Source organism: Bradyrhizobium sp. LeoB3 (genome assembly GCF_055456055.1).
The window spans coordinates 15,061-41,098 of the sequence record NZ_JBVBEF010000071.1 but is presented as its reverse complement, the minus strand read 5'-3'; the positions used below and the strand labels follow the sequence as shown (position 1 = coordinate 41,098).

The following is a 26,038-nucleotide window of genomic DNA, read 5'->3' as shown; positions in this document are numbered from 1 at the left end:
CTGCGCCAAATCCTCGTCCAGCTCATCCGCCGACTTCAGCTCCTCCCAAGCTGAAATCCGGGTTCTTCACGGTCGACTGGTTACACTCAGCAATCTGGGCCAAGCACCGTGATGGAGCGCGCCTTCATCAGAGTCAAACTTTCGCCGCGAACAGGAGCGCCTGCCGAGATCATCGCTGCTGTTAGCAATGCCTGAGATATGGGCCGCCTCTAGGGTGGCCACGACCAGTTGAAACTGAGGTTAGTCGAGCAAGTGGCTTCGTCGTAAATCTCAAAGCGTTCGCGACCGTAGGTGATGGAGCCCCGCCGCAAGCCAGTGACGAATACCGGAAAAATATCAATAGGGGAGCCCGATCGCCAACGACTGGTTACGAGTTGCGATGCGAGGCCGAGGTCTTCATCGACGTTGCGGTGTTGCGAAGCGCGCGGTTCCGCCCACAGATCAGCACCGAACTGAGCAGACTGCGTGCTCATCGTCTCACGCGTTAGCTCCGCCGCGATGCTTATCCAGTGCGGTATGTAGGCACCTGATCAGGTGCTGTCCTGCGAATGGCTTGGCCAGCAAGCAAATCGCTCCCGCGCTCAGCGCCCGGGCGCGAACGCGATCATCGGGAAAGGCAGTGATGAAAATGAATGGAGCATCGCAACCTTCGGCCCGCATATGTGTCAGCAGGTCCAAGCCGCTCATAGCGGACATCTGCACGTCCGCAATCACACACGATGTTTCATTCAGGTGTGGCGAGCGCAAGAACTCCTCAGCGGATGCAAATGTATGGACTATGTAGCCGCGGGATTTCAAAAGATTATTTATGGCAGCACGGACGGAGCCGTCGTCATCGACCACGGAAATGAGCGAAGGCGTGAACAAAACGACCCCTCCTAACGCAGAAAAGGCGATTGCCGAAGCATAGTCGGCTGGGTCAAGGGTGGGCTTGAGAGATGAAATTGTATAGTCATACTTAGGCTTGTTCCGGCCGGTTGGGACGAATTCCCAGGGGCTCAGCCATTCTGATTAAATCGGCCAGCGACCGTGCGCCCATTTTCTTCATTACCTGTCCGCGGTAGATCTTGATGGTAATTTCGGCCAGCCCGAGCTCTGCGGCTATCTGTTTGTTCATCAGCCCAGCAGTGACCAGTTTCATCACGGCCTGTTCGCGTGTGCTTAAGGCCTCAAACGAGGACTGCAGGTTGGCAACCGTCTTCTCAACCTCCCGCCTTTTGCGATCCCGTTCGGTCGCGGCGACCACGGCGTCAAGCAGCTCCTGATCGCGAAACGGCTTGGTGAGAAAATCGACCGCTCCGCCCTTCATGGCCTTGACGGTCATGGGAATGTCGCCATGACCAGTGATGAAAATGATCGGAATGCGAAGGTTCAACTTGGCGAGCTCAGTCTGCAGCTCGAGGCCACTCAATCCCGGTAGCCTGACGTCAAGGACCAGGCAGCTGGCAACATCCGGAAGCTTGGCTTGCAGCATTTCTCGCGCCGATCCGAACGCAACAACGTCCAAGCCTACCGATCGAAAAAGATTCGCGAGCGAACGACGCATCGAGACGTCGTCGTCGATCACGAAGACGATCGCTCTTCCGCTCGGCTTCTCCGCTTGCGCGCCTCCGCGCGGCGAGTCACAGCGCCCGGTCACGACACGACCTCTTCATGCAACGGCAGGACCAATTGAAACGTCGCGCCCGACTCCTGCTTGCAGGCAATCGACAGGCTCCCTCCGTGAGCCTCCACGATCGAACGGCAGATCGAAAGGCCCATTCCAAGGCCGGTTGATTTGGTGGTGAAAAAGGGGTTGAACACCTGGTCAGCGTGTTCCTCGGTGATCCCAACGCCGCAATCTGTCACGGCGAGGTGCACGCCTCCCAGATCGTGTTGGGATGACCGGATCACCAGTTCGCGCGGTCGGTCTCTGACTGTTTGCATGGCCTCAATCCCGTTCATCACCAGATTCATGATCACCTGTTGCAGTTGAACCCGGTCACCCAGGATCATGGGGAGGGCCGCCGCCAACTCGGTCCGCAACGACACCTGGTGGCTGACCAGCTCGCGAGTCACCAGCGCGACAACCTCCTTGACGATCTCATTGATATTGAGCGGCACCATCTCGATCTCGCTTTTCTTGGCTAGCGTGCGAATGCGGCGAATCACCTCGCTCGCCCGGATGGCGTCCTCGATGATCCATTCCACTGAGCAGCGCGCGGCGGAAAGATCAGGAGTTTCGCGATCGAGCCAACCCAGACAAGCCTCGCCATTGGCGACAATGGCGGCCAGCGGCTGGTTTATCTCGTGCGCAATGGAGGTGGTCATCTCGCCCAGCGTCGTTACGCGTGTCACGTGCGCGAGCTCCGCCTGCGCCTTCCGCAGTTCTCGTTCAGCCTGATCTGCGCGGATGGTTGCGGTGATGTCAGTGCTGACGCCGCGATAGCCGAGGAAATTGCCGTCAGCATCAAAGAATGGCTTGCCGCTGGTCCGGACGTAAATTGGAGATCCGGTCCGGGTGACGGTGCGATAGATGAAATCGCGAAATGGAAGTCGCGCGTCGACTGTCGCCTGATGCTGCCGCCACTTCTCAGATTCCGCTTCGACATCGCCCGCAATTTCGCAGCGAAGCAGCCCGACGACTCCCGTGGCCAAAATGCTTGCTGCGCTGGTGTGCCCCGAAAAGCGGGTGACCCGGTGGTCCGGCCCGGTCTCCCAGAGCCAGTCGGAGGCCGTTTCGGCGTAGTCGCGAAAGCGCTGCTCACTTTCGCGCAAGTCAGCAAGAGCCTTTTCCAGCCGTTCCCTAGCTGCGTATTGCTCGGTGACATCCATATGCGTTCCGATGAGCTCGCTGACGTTGCCATCGCTACCGACCACAGCGTGCGCAACGGAATGTATGCGCCTTATCGCGCCTTTTGGAAGAAGGATTCGGAAATCATATTCGAAGTGCCCTCCCTTGTCTTCGATAGCCTGGCGCGGCACTTCCCGAAGCTGCGGCAAGTCGTCTGGATGGATACGCGACCGGATGGTTTCTATCGATACAGTCTCTTCCGGATCGAAGCCAAACAGACGATCGACTTCGGCGGAGCGATACACAAATTCGAGACGGTGGACGTCCCAGGACCAGCTGCCCGTGTGACTGAGACGCTGTGCTTCGGCCAGATAGGCCTCGCTACGGCGAAGCTGTTGTTCCGCCTGCTTTGCAGCCGTAATGTCCGTCACTGCCCCGACAAACTCGATATCGCCAGATGCGGTTCTAATGGCTCGTGCCAGCGCGTGGAGGTGCTTCACCGAGCCGTCCGGCAACAGCAGTCGGTATTCGTGCTCGAAATCCTCTAGGTTTCGGAGCGCTCGATCAATGGTCTGTCGCACGGCAGCCCGATCTTCTGGATGGGCTCGATCAATGACGAGTTGCGGGTTCAGTTTTGTCGCCGGATCGTGTTGGAAAATGCGAAAGGTCTCCTTTGACCAGATGACCTCGCCGGTGGCGACGTTCCAGCCGAAGCTGCCGGTGCGGCTCAATTCCTGCGCCTGGGCCAAATGGGCTTCACTCCGCCGCAGGGCAGTTTCCGTCCGCTTTCGCTCGGTGATATCTTCGCAGGCGATGAGGATGATGAGCTGGTCGTCTGCCCAATGCATGGCTTTGGCGTTTTCCCGCACCCACAGCACCGCGCCATCCTTCCTGACCTTCTGGATGTCCCAAGTGTGGGATTGGCCGACGGTTTCAACGCATAGCCCAAGGCATTTGCGAACAAGGGTAAGATCTTCTTCCAGAAAGACCTTCAGAACGGAATGCCCGACGAGCTCCGAGGGCGAATAGCCGAGCTGTGTTGCGCCCAACGTGTTCACGTTCAGGACCGTTCCGGCGGCATCGACCATGAAGTACATGACCGGGTTATGCTCGAAGACTTCGCGCCACCATTTCTCTCGATCTCGCAACTCAACCTCGCTGCGCCGGAGCTTGGCTGCGGCCTCAAGCGTGGCCGCCCTTTCCCGGCGGACTTTTCGGATGAGGTGGGTTCCGACAAGCAAGGCAACAAAGAGAATCACAACCACCGGAAGATCTTGCGGAGCATCGAACGCAAGATTGGAAGTAGGGGGCGTAAAGAAGTAGGCCAAAACAGCGATGGACAAGATGGAAAGCATGGCAGATACAATGAGGCTGCCCATAGCGAAAACCGCAAGACCACTACCAACAAGAGAACGCCATCGCGGCGAAATGGGTATGAAAGTACAAGGAAGTTGTCACCAGCGCCAGGACAATGCCACCAAAAACACGCTGCGCGACTAAGCGTCCGAGCTTCGTGAGGGTCCGAACTTGGTAAGGGGTCCAAACTTGGTAAGGCGCCCGAACTTGGTAAATCAGCCTGGCCTAAATAAATAACCTATCCCAAGGATCTGGAAAACTATACTAACGTTTTGACTCGGCTTTGCTTCCGCTCGTCCTGAGGTCCGCCGCTGCCGGTTGCGCGATGAGACCGCATTTTAAGCTAATTGAGCGATAGATTTCGATGGTACGCCTAGCCACTTCCGCGCTTCCAGACTTTCCAGACTTTTATGACGCCGAAGAACGGTGTCCCTGAGAAGCTAGCCGATCGAGGCGGCCCATCAAACCCTTTTTAGAACCCATACGGCCAGTGCGCATAGGACCCCAACAGAGCGCAACGGCCAGGCCGGCAGTTCGACTGAAAGGGGGCCGTTAGGGCCGTGCCGAATGTTAGCGAGCATCCTAAGCCTCTGCCGCCGCATGGGCGCGAGCGGGCCCTTTCGCGTTGCGGCGTGGGATCCGCACGGTAGGTTCCCCAGCGCGTGGACTCAATTGATAGCCAGATTCGCCCGGCGGCGAGGGTGATGAAAGCAATTTCGGTGTAGCTCGTACCGCAAGCGCCTCTTTGCGCTGCAAGAACGATCTCGGCCCTCAGCAACCAAGTTCTCGATCTTACCTTGATCCAGAGGTACGGACGTTGTGAGCGCGGCCACTTGGGGTGGGGCGGTGTCGCCCAGGTGCTCGGTAGTCGCCCCCAGGCAAGGAAAGCCGAGCTCGCATCGAGATGAAGTTGCCACGGGCAGTTTGGGGTTGAAGCCTTGAGGATGTGCGGTCCTGCCAAATGCGTCAGAGCGCGCCCAAGTCAACTACCAACTTCAGCAATTGATGGAATTGACTGACACATGGCAATCAGCCTCGACGGCCGCCACCGCAATGAACTGCGGATGCAATATGTGAAAAGCTTTGATGCGGTGCTGTGTCGGGAGTGCGCGTCAATGGCGATGGAGTGAAGCGTGGTGAAAGCAAACGCGACGACAAAGTACCTGCAAAGCCGACGCTTTCCGCTCCAGACGATGATCCCTATCTGTGGTTGGAACAGATCGAAGGCGCGCGGGCGCTGAAATTTGTTGAGCGGCAGAATGGCAAGACGCTGCAGGTGTTTGGCGAGCGGGATCGCGACGCGCTGACCTGGATTTACGATCGGATCGGCCGGACAATATTCCCTACGTCCGGCGGCGCGGCAGCTATCTCTACAATCTCTGGAAGGACGCCAACAATCCGCGCGGCCTCTTGCGACGAACCACTCTGGAAGAATTTCGCACGCCAAAGCCGTCATGGGAAGCTCTGCTCGAGATCGATCAGCTCGCGGTTAGCGAAGGCGAAGACCGGCTTCTGAGGGCGACGGTCTGGCCGCAGGGGAGTCATAGACGAACGATTTTGAGCCTATCGCGCGGCGGCAGTGATGCCGTCGCCCTGCGTGAGTTCGATACCGACACGTAGACGTTTGTCGGTGATAGCTTCATCTTGCCGGAAGCCAAGAGCGCGGTTGAATGGCTCGATCCCGATACGCTGGTGCTGTCGAGCTCTCATAGGCAGGGCATGGCGACGACCTCCGGCTATGCGCGTACAGTGAGGATATGGCGGCGCGGTACGCAGGCGGATCAAGCGCAAGTGATCTTTGAGGTCGTAGCTGATCATGTTGAAGCCGGCTGCAATGTCGAGCGCACCGTCGTGCCGCCACGGCTGTGGTTCGTCGATCAGGTGGACGCCTTCAATTCTGCCACCCATCGCGACTGGCTCGCCATCAGACCGCGCGAGCCCTGATCTGTGGCAGGGCAGACCTATGCCGCGGATACGGTGCTCGTCATCTCTTTGGCCGCTTTCCTTCAAGGCAACCGTCAGTTCGAGGTTCTTTTCGAACCAAGCCCACGCCGGGCGCTGCAGGGGCTCTTTTGGAGTGCCGGTAGGCTTGTGCTTTCCATCCTCAACGAACTGCGGCCGTTCTTCGAGATCTGCTCGCCATCCGATAAAGGGTGGAGCCGCGCGCGACTGCGCGGGATTCCCGACATAGGGATAGTCCAGGTCTGGCCTCTTGATAGCGACCCATCCGAACGCAATGGCGACCTGCTCGTCGATAGCCAGGATCCGCTCACGCCAGCTTCGCTTATGCTGATCGAGAATAATGTCGGCAGTCCGACCGTGCTCAAGCAGGCGCCGAAGACCTTCACCGCGGATGGGCTGGTGGTCACCCAACATGAGGCCATTTCGATTGATGGCGAGCACATCCCCTACGTACGGACCGGTCCGGCCGGCGAGACGGGCGATGCGCCCGTCCATATGAGCGGCTACGGCGGCTTTGGAATCTCGATGAGGCCGTCCTACAATTCAGCGCTTGGCAAGCTTTGGCTCGAGCGCGGCGGCACCACGGTCCAGGCGTATCTACGCGGCCGTGGCGAGTTCGGCACGCGCTGGCACGATGCCGGCCGTCTCAGTGGCAAGAAATTGTCGCACGACGACTTCGCTGCCGTTGCCGCCGATCTCGTGCGTCGTGGCGTCACGGAGCCGAAGCGGATCGCAGCCCAGGGCGGATCGAACAGCGGCATCCTCATCACCAATATGCTGACGCGCTATCCGGAACGCTTCGGCGCGCTGGTCTACACGATCCCGCTGATCGACATGCGCCGCTACACCAAGCTTCTGGCAGGGGCAAGCTGGATTGCGATATGGGGACCCCGATAAGCTCGACCACTGGGAGTGGCTCAAGACCTATTCCGCGTATCATGCCGCCAAACGCGGCCAAACATACCCGCCGATCCTGATCGCCACCGCGGGCGGGACGATCGTGTTCATCCCGGACACGCGCGCAAGATGGCCGCGAAGCTCCAGGCGATGGGCTACGAGGCCTATTTCTACGAGCCTGCGGCGGGCGGTCATGGTTACGGTCGGGACAATAGGGAGCGGGCCGGGTTCGAGATTGCTGGGCTTTCGATTCCTGAAGAGCAAGATCGGCTGGCTTGACGGCGAGGCTTAGGCGGACCGGCGCTTGTGATCACACAAGCTCCAGCGCGATGGTTGCATGACATTTCAGCGGTAGGGGATTGGAAAGAAGCTTGGTTTGACCAGCCCTTTATGAGCCCTACGCCATCCAGCGGCATGGGGGGCAGCTTTTCCATTTCTAGCGTTTCAACGTTCGCGTGCAGAATACGATTGCGCAGCCGCCAATTTCGGGGCCGCAACCTCAACAACGATCATGGCGAGCTGGCTTGCCTGAGCTAGGCGCCGGTTCGCCCCACACGAAGGAGAAACGAGATGAATCAGCGGGATGTGGCCGAAGTCAACCTTCACGACCTACAGGTCTCAGATCCGCTGATTGGGAAATGCCAGCACTTGGTGAGGGAAGTGGCGATTCCCTACCAATGGAACGCGCTCACGACCGCAATCCGCAAGCGACACCGAGCCACGCGGTAGAAAACTTCCGTATTGCCGCCGGACGCGCGAAGGGGGAGTTCTACGGCACGGTTTTTCAGGACAGTGATGTCGGAAAATGGCTAGAGGCGGCTGCTTGGTCGCTGTGCCAGACACCCAATCCGGACCTGGACAAAGCCGCCGATGAGCTGATTGAATTGATTGCGGCCGCCCAATGCGGCGACGACTATCTCAACACCTATTTCATGCTAAAGGCGCCTCAGGAGCGCTGGAGCAACCTAGCCGAATGCCATGAGCTTTACTGTGCCGGCCACTTGATTGAAGCGGGCATCGCTTTCTTTCTGGCTACTGGCAAACGACGCCTGCTGGACGTCGTTTGCAGACTTGCTGACCACCTCGCCACAGTTTTCGGCCCGGAGCGCGATCAGCTACACGGCTATGATGGCCATCCAGAAATTGAACTTGCATTGACGCGCCTCTACGAAGTGACGCAGGAGCAGCGATATCTGACGCTAGCCAATTATTTCGTGGAGCAACGGGGCACCGAGCCGCACTTCTATGACATTGAACACGAGAAACGCCGGCAATCCTGCGACGTCAAATCACATGGCATGCCCTGGACGGTGAAAAACAAGGCCTATAGCCAGGCGCACCTGCCAATTTCGGAACAGCGGACTGCAACCGGTCATGCGGTGCGTTTTGTATACCTCATGACTGCGGTCGCTCATCTCGCGCGTCTGCGTCAGAACGAGCAGCAACGCCAGGCTTGCCTGCGGCTATGGCAAAACATAGTGCAGCGCCAGATCTATATCACTGGGGGTATCGGCTCGCAAAGCTTCGGCGAAGCGTTCAGCAGCGATTACGATCTGCCGAACGTATCGCGTACGCGGAAAGTTGCGCGTCGATTGGGCTGATGATGTTGGCGCGCCGTATGCTGGAGATGGAAGTGGACAGTCGCTATGCCGACGTGATGGAGCGCGCGCTCTATAATACGGTTCTGGGCAGTATCGCTTTCGATGGGCGTCACTATTTCTATGTTAACCCGCTCGAAGTTCATCCCAAAACGCTGCGGTCCAATGGCATCTACAATCATGTCAGGCCGGTGCGGCAACGCTGGTTTGGCTGCGCGTGCTGTCCGCCGAACATCGCACGCCTTTTCACATCGATTGGTCATTTACATCTATACGCCATGCTCCGACGCGCTCTACATCAATCTCTACATTGGCAATAGCGTGGCATTATCGGTTGGCGGGCATACGCCTGCGGTTGCTCATGAGCGGCAACTATCCTTGGAGGGACGAGGTGGAAATCGCCGTGGAATCTGCACAGCCGATCGCCCACACGCTCGCCCTGCGCCTGCCGGAATGGTGCAGCGCGCCGGCGGTGAGCCTGAACGGCGAACCTGTCCATTGCGAGTCGCGTAAGGGCTATTTGCACATTCACCGCACGTGGCGGCAGGGAGATCGCGTCAAACTATCGCTGCCGATGCAAGTACGCCGCGTATACGGTCATCCGCAACTTCGCAATTTGGCCGGCAAGGTGGCTATCCAGCGCGGCCCTTTGATGTATTGTGTGGAAGAAGCCGACAACGGGCCCGAGTTACACAACCTTTGGCTTCCTGCAGAAAGCCGGTTTTCGCTTGTCGAAGGTACTGGTCTCTTCGACAAGATTTTGCTGCAGGCTGATGGGTCCCGGTTGCAACACACGCATTCTGAAGAAACGGCACTTTGTCAGTACGACAAAGTGCCTGGACAGCTACAACCGCAGCGGCTGACATTCATTCCATGGTTCAGCTGGGCTAACCGCGGCGAAGGCGAAATGCGGATTTGGATTAAGGAGCGCTGACGCCGATGGCTGAGTGGCGCGTCCGTGAAGTTAATGCGTCGCCCGTGAAGTGCCCTTTAGGCCTTGATCGCGGATTCAATTTCCTAGCAACAACGGTTTTGAGATTGCAAGCTTTTGCGGCTTGAGGCCTCGGAAGCTTGCAAATTTGATCTTGAAGATAGAACCAAGCCGCTGGCGCGCATTGAATTTTTGCTGGAGTGGGAGTGGTGCTAACAACCAACAATCTTCTTGCCATCGGCAGGCGGCGCTTGGAATGAATAGAACCGTGCAGTCGGATGAACAATGAGAACCACCAACGACATCGCTTCATCCAAGGGACGTGCCGCGGCGCCGCTCTGCAATTCCCTCGTTGAAGGCCGTTACCGGGCTTCTCGCGCCAGGGTTGTCACGGATGGCCTTTCCGCCACGCCTAACCCATTGACAGCACATACCCTCGACAACCTACCCCAACTAGCAACATCCCTGCCGCGTCGCGCCGTTGTGCATGCGTTTGAGCCTGGCGATCGTCTAAGATCATCGGTTTTCAATTTCGCCGGCTCGGGCGTGGCAGCGGCTCGTTCAATCCGGCTTCTATGAGCACGCGCCACCGCGCCCGGCTCCCGCCTGCCACGCGACCTCACAGAACCCTCAAGATCCCGAATCGATTTTTCGACGATTGAGAGGAAGTCGGCTTTTGGAGGGCCGACCATGGGGAACGCGACGCCGGATTGCGAAGACGAGCTCGAGCCTTGGCTGAAGCCATTCCTGGATCGCTTGGGTCATAAGGCGCGGCGACAGATGTGTCCGCGTTACATTGCCGGGTTGATCGGCCCTGGTGAGCGCAAAAACATTCAACCGATGGCGTAACGCTCTGCAGCGCGCGAATACGATCAGCTGCACCATTTCATCGCTGATGGCGTCTGGGATGCGAAGCCGTTAGAGACAGAGCTGCTCAATCAGGCCGACCGGCTCGTCGGCGGCGATGATGCGGTGCCGGTTATCGACGACACCGCGCTGACGAAGAGGGGCGAACACTCGGTCAGTGTCGCGGCTCAATATGCCTCGGGCGTTGGCAAAATGGCAATTGCCCAACGTTGGCCTCGCTGACGCTTGTGCGCGGTGAAGTACCAGCGATGATCGCATTGCGTCTCTTCCTACCCGAGAGTTGGACCAGCGATACCGCAAGTTTGAAGCGCGGCGGCGTACCAGTCGAATACCGAACCCCACGATCCAAGCTTTTGGCCGAGATTGATCGCGCGATGGTAGCCGGCGTGCGGTTCGGTTCCGCTGGCCGATACAGGATACAGCCTCAGTGCGCCGTTTCGGCAAGGGGGCACGACGCGGGCTGGCCTGGGCCGTTGGCATCCCTCGTCACCTGAAGGTGGACCCGGTCGGCGTCAAGCTGATCTGGCCGCTCGCAATGCGAGGGCGTCCCCGCAAGCGGTCCATTCCGGACATCCTGTCGCGCCCGCCGAAGACATGCTCGCGTGATCAAGCCCGAGCTCCTCTTTCAACTGCTGATGCGCCTGGATCGGACGCGCACGCGTTCGGCACGCTCGACTTCCAGATAACTGAAAGCAGGCGCGCCACCCCGGCCGATTCGACCACAGGCGATAGCTCGTCAGGACTGCGAAGATTGATGGCTGGAATCCGAGGGGCAAAGAGTTCGAGAGTCCGCCATCATCTCGGGCGTATCGGAGCTGACCCTTGCTTTCTTGATGCGCGGACCATCTTGCGGTGCGTCAGCCGTGTTCGGATTATCTACGATGGCTGTCCGATAGTCAGCTAGATTGCCGCCCAGAAACAAGACCTCGGTCTCCTCGGTCGGTATTCCCCTCACCCAATCTCGCAGCTCCTCATCTCCGGGAGCATGCCCACGCTCTAAAATATCGTTGATTTTTTTGATCGGCCAAGCGGTGACGCTTGGTACCGTGTAGGTGTGCAGCTTCTTAGCATTCTTTGCAATCGCCTTCGCGCCATTCTCACTGTCGTCCTTTGAAAGGAGCAGTCGTGAGGGGTCCTGGCACAATGACACAAAAGCACTCTCTCTAAGGCCTTTGGTATGCCATGCAGCGAGGCGCGCCATATCAATTTCGTCCTCTCTTTCGTCGTCCGAGCAGATAGCAGCCTTTGAAACATGCGGGGTCGCGTGAGCACGCAAATCCGCTAAGGAACGCACATGCGCGATGGCACTCACCTCCTCCTCTAGGAGGGGCTCGCAATCGATGTCCTCGTTCTGAAAACGGTGCAGCGGCAGATACGATGATGCCACCACGTCGTCGAAGATGCGGTCGCCGTCAACACTGCCGGCACAAGATCCGGTGGTTCGTGGCCACTGTACTGCTCGCTGCGCAGCGAGTTTGATCTCGTTCTTTAGCGCCTTAACGTTCGCTCCGGTTAGCGATCCGGCAAGTTCGGCGCGCCCCCTGACAAAGGAAGCGGCCGGGCACCGCTCGCTTTCCTGGATAGCGCACGCTCTCAGAGTGCCCTTCGTCATGGTCGAGGGTGATCCAATCCCGGAATCCATCAAAGCGACAGCTGAATCCGATGTTCGGTGGATTGGCCGCAACTCACTCAGCCGCTGCTCAAAGTTCGCTTGATCCGGGGACGGGTGTGCTGGTGAGCTGGTTTGTGCGCTCAGGTCGCCCGGCTGTTGCTGCGCCCGCTGCCGCTGCCGCAGGAGATCGTCAGCTTCAATGGAGTCTTTTGCGGTGTTTGGTGGATCGATATTCATCTGTTCCCCTCCAGCATGGGTCATTTCAGGCTTTATTTTCGTAGGGGCGGCTTTCGAGAAGCTGACGAGTCAGGAAGGAATGCGACCGACGCCCAACTTTTCGGGCGCTTCCCCGCTCGGCTGCCGTCGCTGCGGAGGAGATCCGTGCGTCGGATCCCTTGGTCGCTCTCCTCTGACGAAGCGTGCGGCAATTCCTCGAGCAGCTGCTCAAAGCTCGCTTGCGAGCTCGCGTCGTCCGACTCTTGACCCGGCGGAATCTCGGCATTCTGCGGAGCCGATCCTGATAGTGATGGGTTCACCTGCCGAGGATTGAAGTGCGAGCCGTCCATACCGTTCTCCATTCGAAATCAAGCTGCAGATCTATGCAGCCCAGCTCAGATCTGGCGCAAGCAGCACAGAGGCCCGCAAGTTTGAGACACGAATCATGTGAACCTCGGAAAGAGCAACTTGCGCCCTAGTAAACAGGCGACAATCGCGTCCCGATCTCCGGGCTCAATGTAGGAGATCTAGCTTTCGGCAAGCTGACGAAACCATGCACCCTAAAGGCCCGTTCTTGGGGGCCGTCGCTACGGTGACGCTCCTGCGGCTGCTTCTTTTTTCCAGGTGTCGCTTTCGCGAGAGATTCGGTCTGCGCGGCGGTTTCTGATCCAGCGGGTTTGCGCCGGGCCGCCATAATCCTATCGCTGCTCGAATCCAGCCAATGTAAGCCGCCTACAGTGAGGGGGTGGGCGGCTTCGTCGTGAGGTTGATAGCTTGCGACAGAGGCTCGCGGCGCCCGTCGCGGAGACCGTCGAAGTTACCTCCGTGGCGGCGACAAGCGAGACATACGTCCCGCCTAGAGCGGGGACGTCATGTTCTTTGCGGTTTGCTATCGAGCTCTGAACATGACCGAAATCGAGATTAGGAAGAATCGGCGGAACGCGGCCAGAGCTATTGACCTTCAGCAGCTTCGACTGGCCGTTGCTGCTTGCGACTACGGAAGCTTTCGACGCGCCGCCGAAGTGCTTTCGATCAAGCACACGGTGCTGAGCCGTTCCGTCGGTCAGCTTGAGCATCTGGTTGGGACTTCGCTGTTCGACCGCTCGAGCGGGGGGATCAAGCCCACTCTCGCTGGCCGAGCAGTTCTGCGAATTGCCCGTTTGATTTTGGAACAAGTCGATGCGCTCGTCGACACGGGAGTATCCAATGGACGCGGCGAATCCGGTCTCCTTACCATTGGCTTCTGCACATCCATTTCGACCGGGAATTTGCGGGCGACGATAGGTGAGCTCAAGAAGCTGCTACCACGGCTCGAATTGGCAACGATGGAACGCTCTCGCTTCGGTCTGATGACTGCCCTCCGTAACGGAACGGTCGACGTTGTCGTTAGCCCTGGACGTCTACCTTCAAAAGACACCAGATCACTACTGCTCTGGAGCGAACGCATTCTGATCTCGCTGCCGCAGGATCACTGCTTGGCGGCACGCGAGATCATCTATTGGACCGATTTGCGTAAACGAAAAGATCCTTCTAAGTGAGTATGATCCCGGACGAGAGCTCGAGGATCTCTTGATTTCGAAGCTCGTTCTACCTGACGATCGCCCCGCCGTAGAGCGCCATGACGTAAGCCTTGGCATCATCAAGAGTCTGACGAGTATGGGCATGGGGCTCAGTCTAGCGATGGAATCGGATATTGGTGCAAGTTTCGCTGGCCTTGTGTACCGGGAGTTGCAGGACGGAGCGGGGCCAAGCCGGGTGGACTTCTACGCGCATTGGCGCGACGACAATGAGAACCCGGCTCTGAAGCGTTTCCTCAATCTGTTGGCAGAACGCTAGGGCTGCGGGAAGCTGCCGCAGATAGGAGGTCGGCGCCCGGCGTTGTTCTCAAGCGTCCCGTTGGCTCAAGCGGTCCGTTCAAAGAGCACGCCGAACTGCCCACGGATATCACCGACGATGACGGTTCGAAGAAGGCGAGCCGCCCTAAGCTCGCCGGCCACGAGCCGCGGAAGCAGCATGCAAAGCGGAGCAATGATCCGGCAGCCGACCGGAAGGCCGCACTCGCTTTTGAGAAGGAACAGAAGCGACGCGAGCGCGAGGATGCAAAGGAAGAGGCGGCTCGGCAGAAGAAGCGCGAGCGACGGCAGCACGCCATCGACAAAGCGCAAGCCGCCTTGGACGCAGCTCGTCAGAAGCACGAAAAGAATGCTGCCGACATTCGAGCTGAGGTCGAGGTTCTCGAGGCGCGAGCGCAAGCCGAAGAGGCGCGTTGGGATAAGGAGAAGGCGCGGCTGGAAGCTTCGTTGCGACGCGCGCGAGGGTACCAGCATACGCGGTTTGCGAGCCAGCATCTGTTCGAGCCACGAACCCTTCGGCGCGCCCGGTTTGCTTGCCTGCTGACAACGGCGCTACTGCCGATGATGAGTAGGCGCCTGAGCGTGCGTTCGCCCATCTTGGATGTCACGCCGAGCTTCTGCTTGCCGTCCGTCGATCTTTGAAGGGGCGTGAGACCGAGCCAGGCCGCGAAGTCACGACCTTTGGCAAAAGTCTCGGCCGGCGGTGCTAGAGCGGCGATCGCGGTGGCGGAGATCGGGCCGATGCCAGGAACGGTCATCAGCCTGCGCGATACTTCGTCCTCGCGAGCGCGTCGCGCGATCTCCTTGTCGAGATCCGCGATCTTGCCGTTGAGGCCGGCGAACAGGTCCAACATCACTCGGAACATGGTGCGGGCCGCTTCGGGAAGCGAGCTGGCCATCGCTTCCTCCTCGATCAGATCGGCAAGCGTCGCCACATGCGACGGCCCCTTGGGTGCAATCCAACCATATTCAGTGAGGTGACCCCGGATCGCGTTGATGAGCTGGGTTCGCTGCCGCACTAACAGATCACGGGTCCGAAACACCAGACCCGCCGCCTGTTGCTGTTCGCTCTTCACGGCCACGAACCGTATGCTCGGCCGCTGCGCCGCTTCGCAGATCGCCTCGGCATCGATCGCGTCGTTCTTTTGCCGCTTCACGAACGGTTTTACATAGGCGGGCGGGATCAGCCGAACTTCATGGCCAAGCTGGGTGAGCTGACGCGCCCAGTGATGGGCTCCGCCACATGCCTCTAAAGCTACCGTGCAACGCGGCTGGGCTGCGAAGAAATCCAAGAGCTTTCCTCGGCTGATCCGTTTGCTGAATACAGCCCGTCCTTTCCCGTCCGCTCCATGAACGTGGAAAACATGCTTAGCGATATCCAGACCGATTGTGCTAACCTGCAACACGGACGCCTCCCTTAAGTGGTGCTAAACACCTCCACTTTGGCACATCGATGCCGTCGGCGGGGCGTCCACCCCATCATAAATCTTCGTCGATGTCCGCTTCGCCCGATACCGACCGCTTATCGGCCACACGGCTCCGAGGGCTTTAGCCACTTCAGCACGTCCTCAGTGTCGAACTCGAACTGCTTGCCCCGACCACCATGAGATTTGACCGGCATTCCGTTCTCGACCCATGCGGAAATCGTCGGCAGCGAATAGCCGAAGATGTCCGCAAGCTCTTGCCGGTTGACGACCTTGCCCATTATTCGTCGATCTCGACGCCCATAGCGGTCAGTTCGGTGTCGATGGCCGCGATGCGCCGATTAAGCTCGGCGACAACGGCGGCCTTGACCGCTGCGACCATCTCGGCGTCCTGATACGTGCCCCTGATCGTCACGCCGAGACCATCGCCGTGATCTGCAATGCGGCGCGCTCCGCACAGCTCGTCGCGTCGCTTCAGAAGGCGCTCGAAGTCGCATGCCTGGGACAGCTTCATGCGAGCCCCCGATCCGCCCGAGCAGCGAGATCAGCGACGACGATGTCCATCTGGCGGAAGGTGGACGCCATGTCGCCTTGGTAGTTGAGGACCGACCGATGCGCCTTGACTTCAAGCTCGGCCTTCTCGGTGAAATGATCCTGCGGGATAAGGCCGGGGCGGACGATCTCGATGACCCATCCACCCATGCGGTCGATGGCTTCGCCCTCATTGGCGTGCCTCACATCCTCGAAGACGACGCGCTTCGGGGTCTCGATGTAGAGTTTGTCGGTCTCGGTGCCGATCCAGAAGTCCGAACCCATATGGTCGCGGCCCCAAAGACCACCGAGCCCTTCCATCGCGTGTCGGGGCGACCGGCCACCCAGCCAGGGCGTCGGCTTCTCTTTCAGATCGCCCTCGATCATGCGCTCGATGGTGGCTTCGTCGCCGTGCCGATACTCGAGTGTTCGCGAACCTCCTGCTCGCCTCGGCCAATATTTCCTCATCATGATAGCGACCGGAAATGTGTGTCAGAATGAGCAGCCTGACGCCCGTCGTTGCCGCGAGCGTGGCGGCTTCGGCCGCGGTAAGATGCCCGTAATCGCGGGCGATGGACGCATCGCGTTGGAGAAAAGTCGCCTCGATCACCAGCACGTCGGCATCGCCAACGTGCTCAGCCAGGCCATCGACAGTCTCGGTATCGCCAACGATGACAAGCTTCTTGCGTCCCTCCGGCGGCCCGAGGACGTCTTCGGGATCGATCGTCTTGCCATCCGCGAGTGTAACGGGCCTTCCTTCCGCCAGCTCCTTGCGCACGGGACCGTCCGGCACCCCGAGGGCCGAAAGGCGGTCTGGCCGAAGATGGCGACGGACCTTACTTTCGAAGGAAAACCCGAAGCTGTCTGTGTCGCGGTGGGGGATCGGAAAGCACCCGATCGTGAAGGCGCCGGCGTCGAGGACCTGGCCGGTCGCCAGCGGAACGAGATCTAGCGGAACGGGCGCACGCCCTTCTCCCCACAAGCCCGCGAGCATCTGGACGACGACGTCGAGGGTAGCGAAGGTAGGCGCGCAGCATGTCCTTCAGCGCGCCAGCGAACCGGCCGCGCACAAACCCGTGGCGCTCGATGAGATGGCGGGCCACGGTGGTCTTGCCGGACCCGATAAAGCCCTTGAGGCCGATAACGATCATGAAAGGAAGGCTCCGATTGGATCTATACGGTCTCAATCGGTATTGTTTCTTTCGAGCGCGTTTCGGTATCCCCTCAGTCCGCCGGACGACGCCGGACCAAAATATCAATTTCGCCCGTCAAAAATCGCCAGTTCGATGTTTTCCGGGTCCGCCTGGGGCCTCGCAGGACCCAAAGTGTTACAACTCTGCGAGATGCTCGAAGCCGGCAAGAGGTGCGAAGAGCTAGATCATGGATGCTGATCCCGAGCGATGTCGGTTCCGAGGTTGGCGGGTGCGAACGCTGCGTGACCATGGCCACGTCAGGTTCTCGACAGCTTCCCACAGTAGGAGACCTGCTCAGGTAATCTTGAACGTGAGGCTAACGTGGACCCGCAAGACTTTGATCCATTTAATGTGGCAGCTTCGTCGCAGGTGCAGCACGCCGCTTCGGAAGAGCCGCAGACGGGCCAGGCCCGCCAATTTGAGCAGCACTTGGCCCAGGCAAGCCAGGCCGCTCCCGTTGCCAGCAGGCCCTCCAGCTATCCACATCTGTCTACAAAAGACCGGAACTTTATCGATAGCGTGATCACTCAATATGCGGCTCAGAAAAAGCCAAAACCTGAAACGGTTAGAGGCTATACTCAGGCACTTCGTCGACTTGGGAATGATCTCCGCGCTCGCGGCCAGACGACCGATCTAGCAAACCACAAGTCCCTGCTCGAGCACGCAACTACTTTCTTTCCGAAAGACAACAAAATGAAGAAAGCGGTGGCCGTCCTTCGTGCGTATCATGGCACCAGTCATTTAGTTTCTCGCGAGGAACCGCGCGCGCTCTCCTCAGGGAAAGACGCATCTAACGATGTCCAACAATCCCTTGGCGAAAGGACGGATGCACGCGCCAGGAGCAATCTCCTGCCAAGCGAAGGGGTCCTTATCAATCATGAGCATGACGCGGCTCAATCGAGAGCAGCGAAGAGACAGAGGGCGCTGCCCGATCTTGAAGAGGTTGTGATATACCGACAGTCAAGCGCGAACGCCGCTTCAGCAGAAAGTAGCGGTGCACCGCGGGTTGCAGCAACAGGCGTCATAGTCCGAGGGCATCCGGATAAGCGGCCTCTTTATTCCGAGGATGCTGCTGTCGTCCTGAAGCTTGAGCACGCCCTCATAGAGGGCGGCATGAGCAGCCAAGGGGCGCATGAGCATGGAAGCCGCCTCATTAACTATAGCCGTTGGCTGTTCAAAGATAACCGACCGGGCATTGTTGCTCGGCTGGACAGCAAGTCGCTGATCGACGATGGTGCCATACACAAATACCCCGGAGGGAATACTGCGAAACTCCTTAGATCCTTAGAGTATTTCCGCACCTTGCGGGCGACGGGAGTGGTCGTGCCCAAGAAACCCGGCGGCCCTCGCGCTGAGCTTAATCCTTCCCCCCAGAACGTCGCCCTCATCAATCCCGAAACCGCGGCGCTGACGGAACCGCGGCGCATCGACGACGCCGCTGTGCAGCACAGCGTGCCGCACCAAGCGGGTACTGGGCTAGAGGAGCTTCAGGAAGAACAGGACGGTCACCCCGCCGTATCGGCTTTCATGCAGGCGCAAGCCGCATTCCGTTTAGAGCAGCTCCCGCAGGGAGAGCTTCAGCGACTGGAAAAACAATTGCATGACGAGCGTCACGGACTAGGAGACAATCATTCTGCTCTGTCGTTTTCCATCGATTCGGAAGACCTTACTTTGGATCCCGAGCTGTTCTCTCTAGAGGACCTTCTGCGACCGCTTGATGACGAGCCAGCAGAGGAGCTTCAGGAAAGGCGAGATGAACACTCCGCCCCGTCGGCTTTCATTCAAGCGCAAGCCGCATTCCATTCAGAGCAGCTCCCTCAGGGAGAGCTTCGGCGAGTGCTGGATCATCTGGATGATGAAGCCATGCCGTCAGCAGTCTCCGACCCTTCAGAGGAGCTTCAGCGACTGGAAAAAGAGTTGCATGACGAGCTTCACGGACTAGGAGACAATCATCCTGCTCTGTCGTTCTCCATCGATCCGGAAGAGTTTACTTTTGATCCCGAGCAGTTCTCTTCAGGGGAGCTTCGGCGACTGCTTGATGCCGAATCCGCAGAGGAGCTTCACGAAAGGCGAGATGATCACCCCGCCCCGTCGGCTTTCATTCAGGCGCAAGCCGCATTCCATTCAGAGCAGCTCCCTCAGGGAGAGCTTCGGCGAGTGCTGGATCATCTGGATGATGAAGCCATGCCGTCAGCAGTCTCCGACCCTTCAGAGGAGCTTCAGCGACTGGAAAAACAGTTGCATGACGAGCTTCACGGGCGACGGGACAATCATGCACTCGATGCGCCATCCACGCATGTAGCGAATGATCGGCGCGACACTGCCTGACACGATCCCGTCGATGACGTCCGCCCCAGCACAGTAATGCGGCGCGCTGATCCTTAGCAGGCCCGAGGTCTTGGTCGAAGGGGCTGACATCGCTGGTATGGCCGTAGTCCGAGTTGTTTGCATTTTCTGCAAAGAGATATCTTGGTCGCTGTGCAGTTCATCGGCCAGAGCCATGGGGACCGTCGGGCTCAAGATGCCGAGATCGCGAGCGCGAGTAGAACCGTGCGTCGTCTATTACGAGGGGGAGTCATTTCGCTCATGAACCTTCCCGACCAAAGGGGCGGTGGAGTCGATTCGCTCATGGACCCTCTATCGCGTCGCTGCAGACCACCGCGCGATAGAAGTGCTGCGGGAAGCGCGCCTGGACGACGCCCGACACGGTCCCGAGAAAATCCCAATGCTCATTGATCGTCGCACTGCCCTGAAGCACCCGCGAGCGTTTGCAGCGGCAGCCGCTTCTTCGTGCGACGACGCACGATCAGCACCTTGCCGTTGCTCACGATCTGGAACGGCTTCCGCTTCTGACCGTCCATGCGCTTCAACTGGCGGCGCACAACGGTATGCACCGGCGCACTGCCAATCGATCCGTAGGGCTTGATCAGGATGCCGCCAGAAGCGAGACGGCCACGGCTATCTCGCTTCGCGCGGACCGACAGAGCGTTGTCGGGATACTTCTCCTTGCCCGCACCGATGACGTGGCGCTCCATGTACTTGTCGATGCTGCCCACCGTCGCCATGAGCGTGCTGCCGTTGGCAGGGCGGATGCGGATGCCGCCGACAACCCATGGCCGCCCGGCATCGTGCATCGAATGACTCGCCTTGCGCTCGTGCGCATCCGTTTCAAGTTGACTGTCCATGCCCGCAAAGAACGCGTGCTATTGGCGGAGGAAGAGGAATAGCGCGGCGTTGCCTATCTGGTAGTCCGCAATGCGCTTGTCCCTAATCCTATCCACCAGCTCATTGGCCGCCGCGAAATATTCTTCGGCAAGGGAAGCAGTGTTGGCCTGCATCATGCCGCCGATGGCAAATCCGTGCGGCCCAGACCATTCATCCTCACGCGCGTGATCCCCGGTTAGCTCCTCGAAGTGTCATTCGGCGCGCTGTTTGACCCCTTATCGGCGCCGAAGGTTGACCCCCGGCCAGTAATGACGAAACCCTTGGACCGTCGGCAAAAAATCCATCACGTATGGGGTCAACGTTGGAAGCCGATGGGGGTCAGAGTTCGGCGCTTATTCACACGGTCGCCATAGCGGGTCGATGGAGATCAGCCGGTGGAAATGCAGGCTGCCGATGGTCGCAGGCGCATGTCCTACACCCACAAATCGCCTGGTCGCGAAGGTCCGGAGGCAGCGCGCCGATGGGCAGTTGGTCGCGCAGATAGGTCTCCATGCGCCCCAGATCGAGCAGGCGGGCGCTCGCATAAAGCGGATCATCGAATCGAATGTCTGCGGCCCATACGCGCGCCAGGACTGCAAGCACGGCCCGCGCCATGCCGGGCCTGGTCTTGACTGCCTCAAGCTCTTCGAACGCGAGCTCCGCGAGCGCTCGACCGACGATGGGGACAAGGGTGGCGTGATCGGCGGGTCGGCTGAAGCCACCCGCGAGGCGGGCCGCGAGCAGCGGTAGTGTGGCGACATCGCGGCCGTGGTCTCCCGCACGCGCCGCTGCGACACGTTGCATGCGAAAGGAGAGAGTGCCCTCGACGATGACGGTGTTACGCTTCATGTTGCCGAGGACCCTGGTTGCCCGTTCTCGCTAGCGCGGCAGCGCGGTCTGCGCCGCTCGCCGGTGCGACCAGTTGTCGAGCATGACGAATTCGTGGAAGTCGCAGCCGGGATGCCTGCAAATCACGCTCGGCTGAATCTGGCCCCTGGCGCTGATGGAATGCCCCTTGAGTGTAAGTCGGTGACCATGCGAACACGTGACCTCGGCCTTGAAGATGTGCTCGGTGGAGGGGTGACAGGCGGTCCAATGGCCTGCTGGTGCTGAACCGGTCCCCCGCCAATGCGCAAGGCGGGTCCGCGGTTCCGGCGTGTGTCGTTGCGTGGGCGAGCGACGCGGCGTGAATGGTCGGCGTGACCAGATCGCGCGCCAAACGGCCTTTGCCCAGGACAGCGCCATTTCGATTCTACGCTGCAAGAACCTCCTCCTTTCCCGCGAGAATCTCGGGTTGCAGGACAGTACCTTCCTCGTCGAAGGCGTAGAGCCTGTCGATGCGAACGCCGTTCCATTCAAAGCGATAGTGCGTTGTCTGAATCGATCGGCCGAGCGCCTGTCCCTTGAGGACGGCAATCGCCGTGGCCGTGGGGCGCTCGGCCGGCCGAAACAGGACACCGTCGATGTCGGCTGGGACCGCGTTGCCCAATGACCAGCGTTGCTATCGCGGAAGTTCGGCCGACACGGTGCGCAGGTCGATGAACTTCCCCTCGACGGGGGTCTTCAACATCCGCATGTCGAGGCCGGCTGCCGCTTCCTTTGTGCGCGACAGGAATCGCGAACGGCGCGCGATCGAGACCGCCAGGGCCGTTTGGGGCGTGTCGGCGAGCTCCAGGCAGGATCGCTCGGGGGCAAAGAATGTTGTGCCCTCGGGATTCTCATAGGTGAATGGGGCCAGATTCCAGTTCTGGAGCATCGCTGAATCGAGCTTTGGCCCCATGATCAATCTCGCTGGTCCAGCGTGGCGATGGGCAGAGATGCCCCTCGGCTTCGATTAACTGGTGGCACATCGATCTTTGGCATCACGCATGCTCCAACCTGCGCAGACGAGCCTTGACCCCATTATTGATGCTATCAGCGACTTCGGCAGGAAATGCCTTCGGGAGCGCCGCGGTGACCTGTTCGACCGCCGCCGGCGCCTGTGCGCGCAGCTCATCGAAGATCGCGGTCACGAGTCCCGCGCCAATCCCTGCCTTGGCAGCGGTCTGGACAAAATGGCGCGGCATGACGCTGTCGACGACGTAGTGACGGCTATCACCGACGGCCATGGCCAGCTTTATCTTGTTACGCTTGATCTGGCCTGCGTCGAGGCTGGGCTGCGCTGAGATCACATCGTAGAGCGGGGTCATGCGGAAGCGACCGCCGGGAGAGAGAAAGACGCTGAAATTTTTGGCGTGCCCATCCGTGGCACCGAGAAGCCAGAAGGCAATCACGGCTTTCAGAAACGTCGTTTGATCTGCCTCTGGCTGATCGCTCCCTTTCAGCAGATTGAGGATAGCTGGAATACCGGGCCCGCCCTCGGATTCGTATTTCAAGGATGGCGGCACGGACAAAGCCTGGCAGCAATCCTCTTGGGGCAAACGCAGGAGACGGTTGTCGCTGGTCCAGCGGCGATCGAACCGCTCGACCACGAGCACGCGGTTACCCTCAAACTCCTCAATGGCGACCGGGGCGCTCGGAAACCCAAGGGCGGCTGTCAGCTTGAGACAGAAGAACTCATTCTCGACGCTGTAGGAAAGATCGATGCCGTTCGGCAGTCGGCCAATCTGCGGTTTGAGGATGTGCGTCGTAGCTGTAGTCGCCAGCGGCTTGTACCAACGCCCTTTCCAGAACAAGAGCGCGGTCTTTTCCTGGGCGCCGGCGATCGAGATCCGAAAGTCCTCGTCCTCGCCAAGCCCAAGGGGAGCCGATGCAAGGTCGCCGAGAAGCTGCGCGATTTCCTTGTCGTTAACAGGTCTGCCGTCGACAGCACCGGCGGCGCCGGGTTCGATACCGTCCGGCAGGAATTGCAGTGCGCCGACGCAATCCCGTCCGACAGGGGCAAGTAGGTCGTAAGCGTCGATGCCCTGAGCGTGGACTCGCTCCGCCATGCGACGACGGATGGGCGTGCTGTCGGGCAGGAGATTGTCGAAGACGGCGATGACAGGCGCACCGATATAGCGGTCCTCACGCAGAGGCAGAGATAGCGACACGGGCAGCGCATGCTCCCAGGCAAGCCAGGACGGATCGTACTGAAAGTCGATTGCGCCGCTGGATTGCCTGTTCAGGCGCCCGACGAGACGGCCGTTCAAGAAGACATTGAGCGGGATATGCCGCCGCGGGCGAGCCATCAAAAGATGTCCTCGATCTCGGCCGGCTTTGCCTTCGTCCTGGGACGGATAACGAACTCGAGGTCGAGCGCTGCGAGAATATCACAAAGCGTTCCGAGCTGAGTCCCGGGCGCGCCACTCTCGACGGCCGAGATAGTTGCTTGCCGTAGCTTTGTCTTGTCCCTGACGCGGGTCTGGTTCAGGCCAAGGTTGCGGCGTTGCCGGCGGATGGCATCTCCGATTTGCTTGGGCGTTCGGGCGATCTGGTCCACGGCGTACCTCTCTAGGCACGCCGTATACGCTCTAGAGGTTAAATGTCAATATACGCTTCAGAGGTTAAAAATGGATATACCTTTCAGCGTATACACCATATAAATACGCTTTAGCGTATAGCCGCCCTCCTACCCTGCGGGCGGCTTTCAGGCTCTCGCTCCTCATTCCCCATGAGCTTGCGGTAACGACGAATGGTGTCCTGCAAGTGCGCGTTCACCGGCTTCGGATCGAGAAGCGCACCCACAAACGTGGTTCGATGCTTATTGGTATTCGCATCACAATGAGCGCCCTCTGCCGGTGCTGCGCGTGGGCTTCGAGGACGCGGCTCAGAGCTGGTTCTACATTGATCCGCGCAATGGCGACATTCTCGGCCGCGTCGACAATAGCCGCCGGACGTATCGCTGGCTATTCAATGCCATGCACAGTCTAGATTTTCCGCTGCTGCTGCGCCATCGCCCGGCATGGGACACCGTGATGGTGCTCCTGTCGCTCATTGGAATCGTCGTGTCGACGAGCGGTATCGTGATAGGTTGGCGGCGACTGCGATCCTAGCGGACAGTTTTAGAGCAACCGCGACGGCCGCCTCGCGATGGACGGCAGAGATTCCGGGGCACTTCTGATAGACCCATTGAGGGAGCATGTTGCCGTACCTCTGTTCCGTTCGCGCGACGAATGGCCGCTTCACGATCTACGTTTGAGAATGTAGCTGTCCATGATCCACCCGTGCCGTGCGCGCGCCTCCTGCCGCGCGGCAGTGATGCGCGGACCCATCTCGGATAGCTCGCCCGACATAATGATCTGATCCGGCGTACCGAGATAGGCGCCCCACCAGATGTGCAGGCCGTGCGCGTCGAGCGACTGAAACGCCGTGCCACCGTCGAGCATCACGACCACGGTATCGGTGCCGGGCGGCCAGCCGCCTTCGCGCAACCGCCGTCCCGTCGTGACCAGAAAAGGCTCGCCGACATCGTTCAACGGCAGCGCGTGGGCCGCGCACAATGCCTGGATCGACGTTATGCCGGGGATCACTTCGATCATAGGTGTGGGATCGAGCCGTCGCGCGATGCGCAGGGACGAGTCATAGAGCGAAGGATCGCCCCAGATCAGCAGCGCAATCCGCCCCTCGCGTCCCAAATGGCCGGTGATCGTCTGCGACCAGGTTGCGGCGACCGCGTCGTGCCATTCGTCCACGCGCTTGCGGTAATCCGTTTCGTCTGCGTCACGAACCGGCAGGTCGAATTCCGCGATGCGTGCCGCTGCATTGGTAAGTACGTCTTTGCAAATGGCCCGCCGCAATTCGGCGAGCTCGGACTTCGCCATTCCCTTGCGCGGAATGAGAATGAGATCGGCTGCGTTGATGGCACGGATTGCCGCGAGCGTGAGTTGCTCGGGATCGCCGCAACCGATGCCTATCAAGGAGATCGTGAGCATTGCTTGAGCGAAGAGCGGCCATGGCGGCCGCCGTTCGCATTGTCTCTAGGCAGCGTTGTGCAGGCGGCGGGTGACGAACCCCTCCGCGGTCACGGCACGCAGCGATTTGGCGAGCGCCAACACGGCGAGATCGGCCAACGGCTCGATCAATACGACTAGCGCATAGGACGCCGCGAAGGTCGCGATGTTGGCGAGATTGGCGGCGCCAAAGCCCGCACCATAGAGCGCCCAGAAGGCGACCCACGCCACGATGCCCGACTGGTATGCAGTCGAGAGCGCGAGGGCCTGGCGATATTGCAAGTCCACATAGGCCGTGTTGCGTGGAACGATGCGCTGGCCGAGCGCCTGGATCGCAAATAGTGGCACCAACAGCGTCGTGACGTTCATGCCGTATTGCGGCAGATCGGTCGGCACGAAGAATAGTCCCTGCAACAGTAGACCGAGCGCAAGTCCCAAGGCAGCTGGCGCCGCGCCGAACAATAAGAACAACGTCGAGCCGAGGATGAAGTGCACCTCGGAGACCCCGACCGAGAAATGCGGCAGGATCTCGAAGAACGTGAGCACAAGCGCTGTCGTGGCCATTATCCGCACAGCCAACGATCCGATGCCCTGCTCGCGCACGGTCTCGACCGCGAGCTTGAGCGCGACAGCGCCCGCGGCGATGCCCGTCGCATAACTCAACACGAGCTTGGCGCCCGTTACGATTCCCGGTTCGATATGCATGATCTCAAGTCCTTCCTGCCGTCACACCCGACGGCCCTGGGTCCA

General features: G+C 59.6%; 18 protein-coding genes and 8 pseudogenes. 7 read left to right on the top strand and 19 right to left on the bottom strand.

Annotated elements, in window-relative coordinates; all coding sequences use genetic code 11:
* Positions 1-477: 477 nt before the first annotated feature.
* From ACZXDY_RS32705 to ACZXDY_RS32695, 3 genes and pseudogenes are all read right to left on the bottom strand, one after another.
* Positions 478-867 carry a response regulator transcription factor gene (locus tag ACZXDY_RS32705; protein ID WP_028168832.1) on the bottom strand — a complete coding sequence of 130 codons (390 nt, stop codon included), beginning with the start codon at positions 865-867 and terminating at the stop codon, positions 478-480.
* Between the two features lie 91 nt (positions 868-958).
* Entirely contained in the window at positions 959-1,639 is a 681-nt protein-coding gene (locus ACZXDY_RS32700; protein ID WP_463718276.1) for a response regulator transcription factor, read from the bottom strand.
* Positions 1,636-4,246 (bottom strand): annotated as a pseudogene (locus ACZXDY_RS32695) (PAS domain S-box protein). The gene ACZXDY_RS32700 and the pseudogene ACZXDY_RS32695 overlap by 4 nt, the downstream one beginning before the upstream one ends.
* Positions 4,247-5,255: 1,009 nt before the next feature.
* On the opposite strand from ACZXDY_RS32695, the pseudogene ACZXDY_RS32690 reads away from it, so the two are divergent.
* The 4 genes and pseudogenes from ACZXDY_RS32690 to ACZXDY_RS32675 form a co-directional block, all read left to right on the top strand.
* A pseudogene (locus ACZXDY_RS32690) lies at positions 5,256-7,280 on the top strand (prolyl oligopeptidase family serine peptidase).
* A gap of 346 nt (positions 7,281-7,626) precedes the next feature.
* Positions 7,627-8,906 (top strand): annotated as a pseudogene (locus ACZXDY_RS32685) (glycoside hydrolase family 127 protein).
* Positions 8,804-9,520, top strand: coding sequence for a hypothetical protein (locus ACZXDY_RS32680; protein WP_464348354.1), 717 nt, complete (start codon positions 8,804-8,806; stop codon positions 9,518-9,520). Before ACZXDY_RS32685 ends, ACZXDY_RS32680 begins: the two are co-directional and overlap by 103 nt.
* A 687-nt stretch (positions 9,521-10,207) precedes the next feature.
* A pseudogene (locus ACZXDY_RS32675) lies at positions 10,208-10,987 on the top strand (IS701 family transposase); the annotation flags it as partial.
* Between the two features lie 133 nt (positions 10,988-11,120).
* On the opposite strand, the gene ACZXDY_RS32670 reads toward ACZXDY_RS32675, so the two are convergent.
* On the bottom strand, positions 11,121-12,233 hold the full coding sequence (locus ACZXDY_RS32670) for a hypothetical protein (RefSeq protein WP_464348353.1): 1,113 nt from the start codon (positions 12,231-12,233) through the stop codon (positions 11,121-11,123).
* Between the two features lie 884 nt (positions 12,234-13,117).
* On the opposite strand from ACZXDY_RS32670, the pseudogene ACZXDY_RS32665 reads away from it, so the two are divergent.
* Positions 13,118-14,048 (top strand): annotated as a pseudogene (locus ACZXDY_RS32665) (LysR family transcriptional regulator).
* 65 nt (positions 14,049-14,113) lie between these two features.
* On the opposite strand, the gene ACZXDY_RS32660 reads toward ACZXDY_RS32665, so the two are convergent.
* The 6 genes and pseudogenes from ACZXDY_RS32660 to ACZXDY_RS32635 all read right to left on the bottom strand — a co-directional run.
* Positions 14,114-14,377, bottom strand: coding sequence for a hypothetical protein (locus ACZXDY_RS32660; RefSeq protein ID WP_394570349.1), 264 nt, complete (start codon positions 14,375-14,377; stop codon positions 14,114-14,116).
* Positions 14,378-14,530: 153 nt separating this feature from the next.
* Positions 14,531-15,471: pseudogene (locus ACZXDY_RS32655) on the bottom strand (IS110 family RNA-guided transposase); the annotation flags it as partial.
* 116 nt (positions 15,472-15,587) lie between these two features.
* Entirely contained in the window at positions 15,588-15,770 is a 183-nt protein-coding gene (locus ACZXDY_RS32650) for a terminase small subunit (protein ID WP_028168835.1), read from the bottom strand.
* Entirely contained in the window at positions 15,770-16,003 is a 234-nt protein-coding gene (locus tag ACZXDY_RS32645; RefSeq protein ID WP_035692697.1) for a hypothetical protein, read from the bottom strand. Before ACZXDY_RS32645 ends, ACZXDY_RS32650 begins: the two co-directional genes overlap by 1 nt.
* Complete coding sequence (locus ACZXDY_RS32640; protein ID WP_464348352.1) at positions 16,000-16,491, bottom strand: deoxynucleotide monophosphate kinase; 492 nt, start codon at positions 16,489-16,491, stop codon at positions 16,000-16,002. The genes ACZXDY_RS32645 and ACZXDY_RS32640 overlap by 4 nt, the downstream gene beginning before the upstream one ends.
* Positions 16,433-17,035, bottom strand: a pseudogene (locus ACZXDY_RS32635) (MBL fold metallo-hydrolase); the annotation flags it as partial. The pseudogene ACZXDY_RS32635 and the gene ACZXDY_RS32640, both read right to left, overlap by 59 nt.
* A gap of 499 nt (positions 17,036-17,534) precedes the next feature.
* Between ACZXDY_RS32635 and ACZXDY_RS32630 the strand changes: the two are divergent.
* Complete coding sequence (locus ACZXDY_RS32630; RefSeq protein ID WP_464348351.1) at positions 17,535-19,541, top strand: hypothetical protein; 2,007 nt, start codon at positions 17,535-17,537, stop codon at positions 19,539-19,541.
* 401 nt (positions 19,542-19,942) lie between these two features.
* Here ACZXDY_RS32630 and ACZXDY_RS32625 read toward each other — a convergent pair whose 3' ends face one another.
* The 7 genes from ACZXDY_RS32625 to ACZXDY_RS32595 all read right to left on the bottom strand — a co-directional run bounded on the left by ACZXDY_RS32625 (position 19,943) and on the right by ACZXDY_RS32595 (position 23,838).
* Positions 19,943-20,347, bottom strand: coding sequence for a hypothetical protein (locus ACZXDY_RS32625; protein WP_464348350.1), 405 nt, complete (start codon positions 20,345-20,347; stop codon positions 19,943-19,945).
* 69 nt (positions 20,348-20,416) lie between these two features.
* Positions 20,417-20,554, bottom strand: a complete 138-nt coding sequence (locus ACZXDY_RS32620) for a hypothetical protein (protein WP_464348349.1) — start codon at positions 20,552-20,554, stop codon at positions 20,417-20,419.
* 220 nt (positions 20,555-20,774) lie between these two features.
* The gene (locus ACZXDY_RS32615; protein ID WP_464348348.1) at positions 20,775-21,266 is read right to left on the bottom strand and encodes a hypothetical protein; all 492 of its coding nucleotides are present in this window, start codon (positions 21,264-21,266) and stop codon (positions 20,775-20,777) included.
* A gap of 403 nt (positions 21,267-21,669) precedes the next feature.
* Positions 21,670-21,906: a hypothetical protein gene (locus ACZXDY_RS32610; RefSeq protein ID WP_464348347.1), complete on the bottom strand. Its 237-nt coding sequence runs from the start codon at positions 21,904-21,906 to the stop codon at positions 21,670-21,672.
* Between the two features lie 12 nt (positions 21,907-21,918).
* A complete protein-coding gene (locus tag ACZXDY_RS32605; RefSeq protein WP_463719447.1) occupies positions 21,919-22,197 on the bottom strand; it encodes an RES family NAD+ phosphorylase in 279 nt (92 codons plus the stop codon).
* Positions 22,198-22,279: 82 nt separating this feature from the next.
* Positions 22,280-23,587: a type II toxin-antitoxin system HipA family toxin gene (locus ACZXDY_RS32600; protein WP_464348346.1), complete on the bottom strand. Its 1,308-nt coding sequence runs from the start codon at positions 23,585-23,587 to the stop codon at positions 22,280-22,282.
* Entirely contained in the window at positions 23,587-23,838 is a 252-nt protein-coding gene (locus tag ACZXDY_RS32595) for a helix-turn-helix domain-containing protein (protein WP_028162324.1), read from the bottom strand. The genes ACZXDY_RS32600 and ACZXDY_RS32595 overlap by 1 nt, the downstream gene beginning before the upstream one ends.
* 220 nt (positions 23,839-24,058) lie before the next feature.
* Between ACZXDY_RS32595 and ACZXDY_RS32590 the strand changes: the two are divergent.
* Positions 24,059-24,391, top strand: a pseudogene (locus tag ACZXDY_RS32590) (PepSY domain-containing protein); the annotation flags it as partial.
* 129 nt (positions 24,392-24,520) lie between these two features.
* Here ACZXDY_RS32590 and cobF read toward each other — a convergent pair.
* Entirely contained in the window at positions 24,521-25,270 is a 750-nt protein-coding gene (gene cobF, locus ACZXDY_RS32585) for a precorrin-6A synthase (deacetylating) (RefSeq protein WP_028162322.1), read from the bottom strand.
* Positions 25,271-25,315: 45 nt separating this feature from the next.
* Positions 25,316-25,993 (bottom strand): energy-coupling factor ABC transporter permease, encoded by a 678-nt coding sequence (locus ACZXDY_RS32580; protein ID WP_028162321.1) that lies wholly within the window; start codon positions 25,991-25,993, stop codon positions 25,316-25,318.
* Positions 25,994-26,038: the final 45 nt, after the last annotated feature.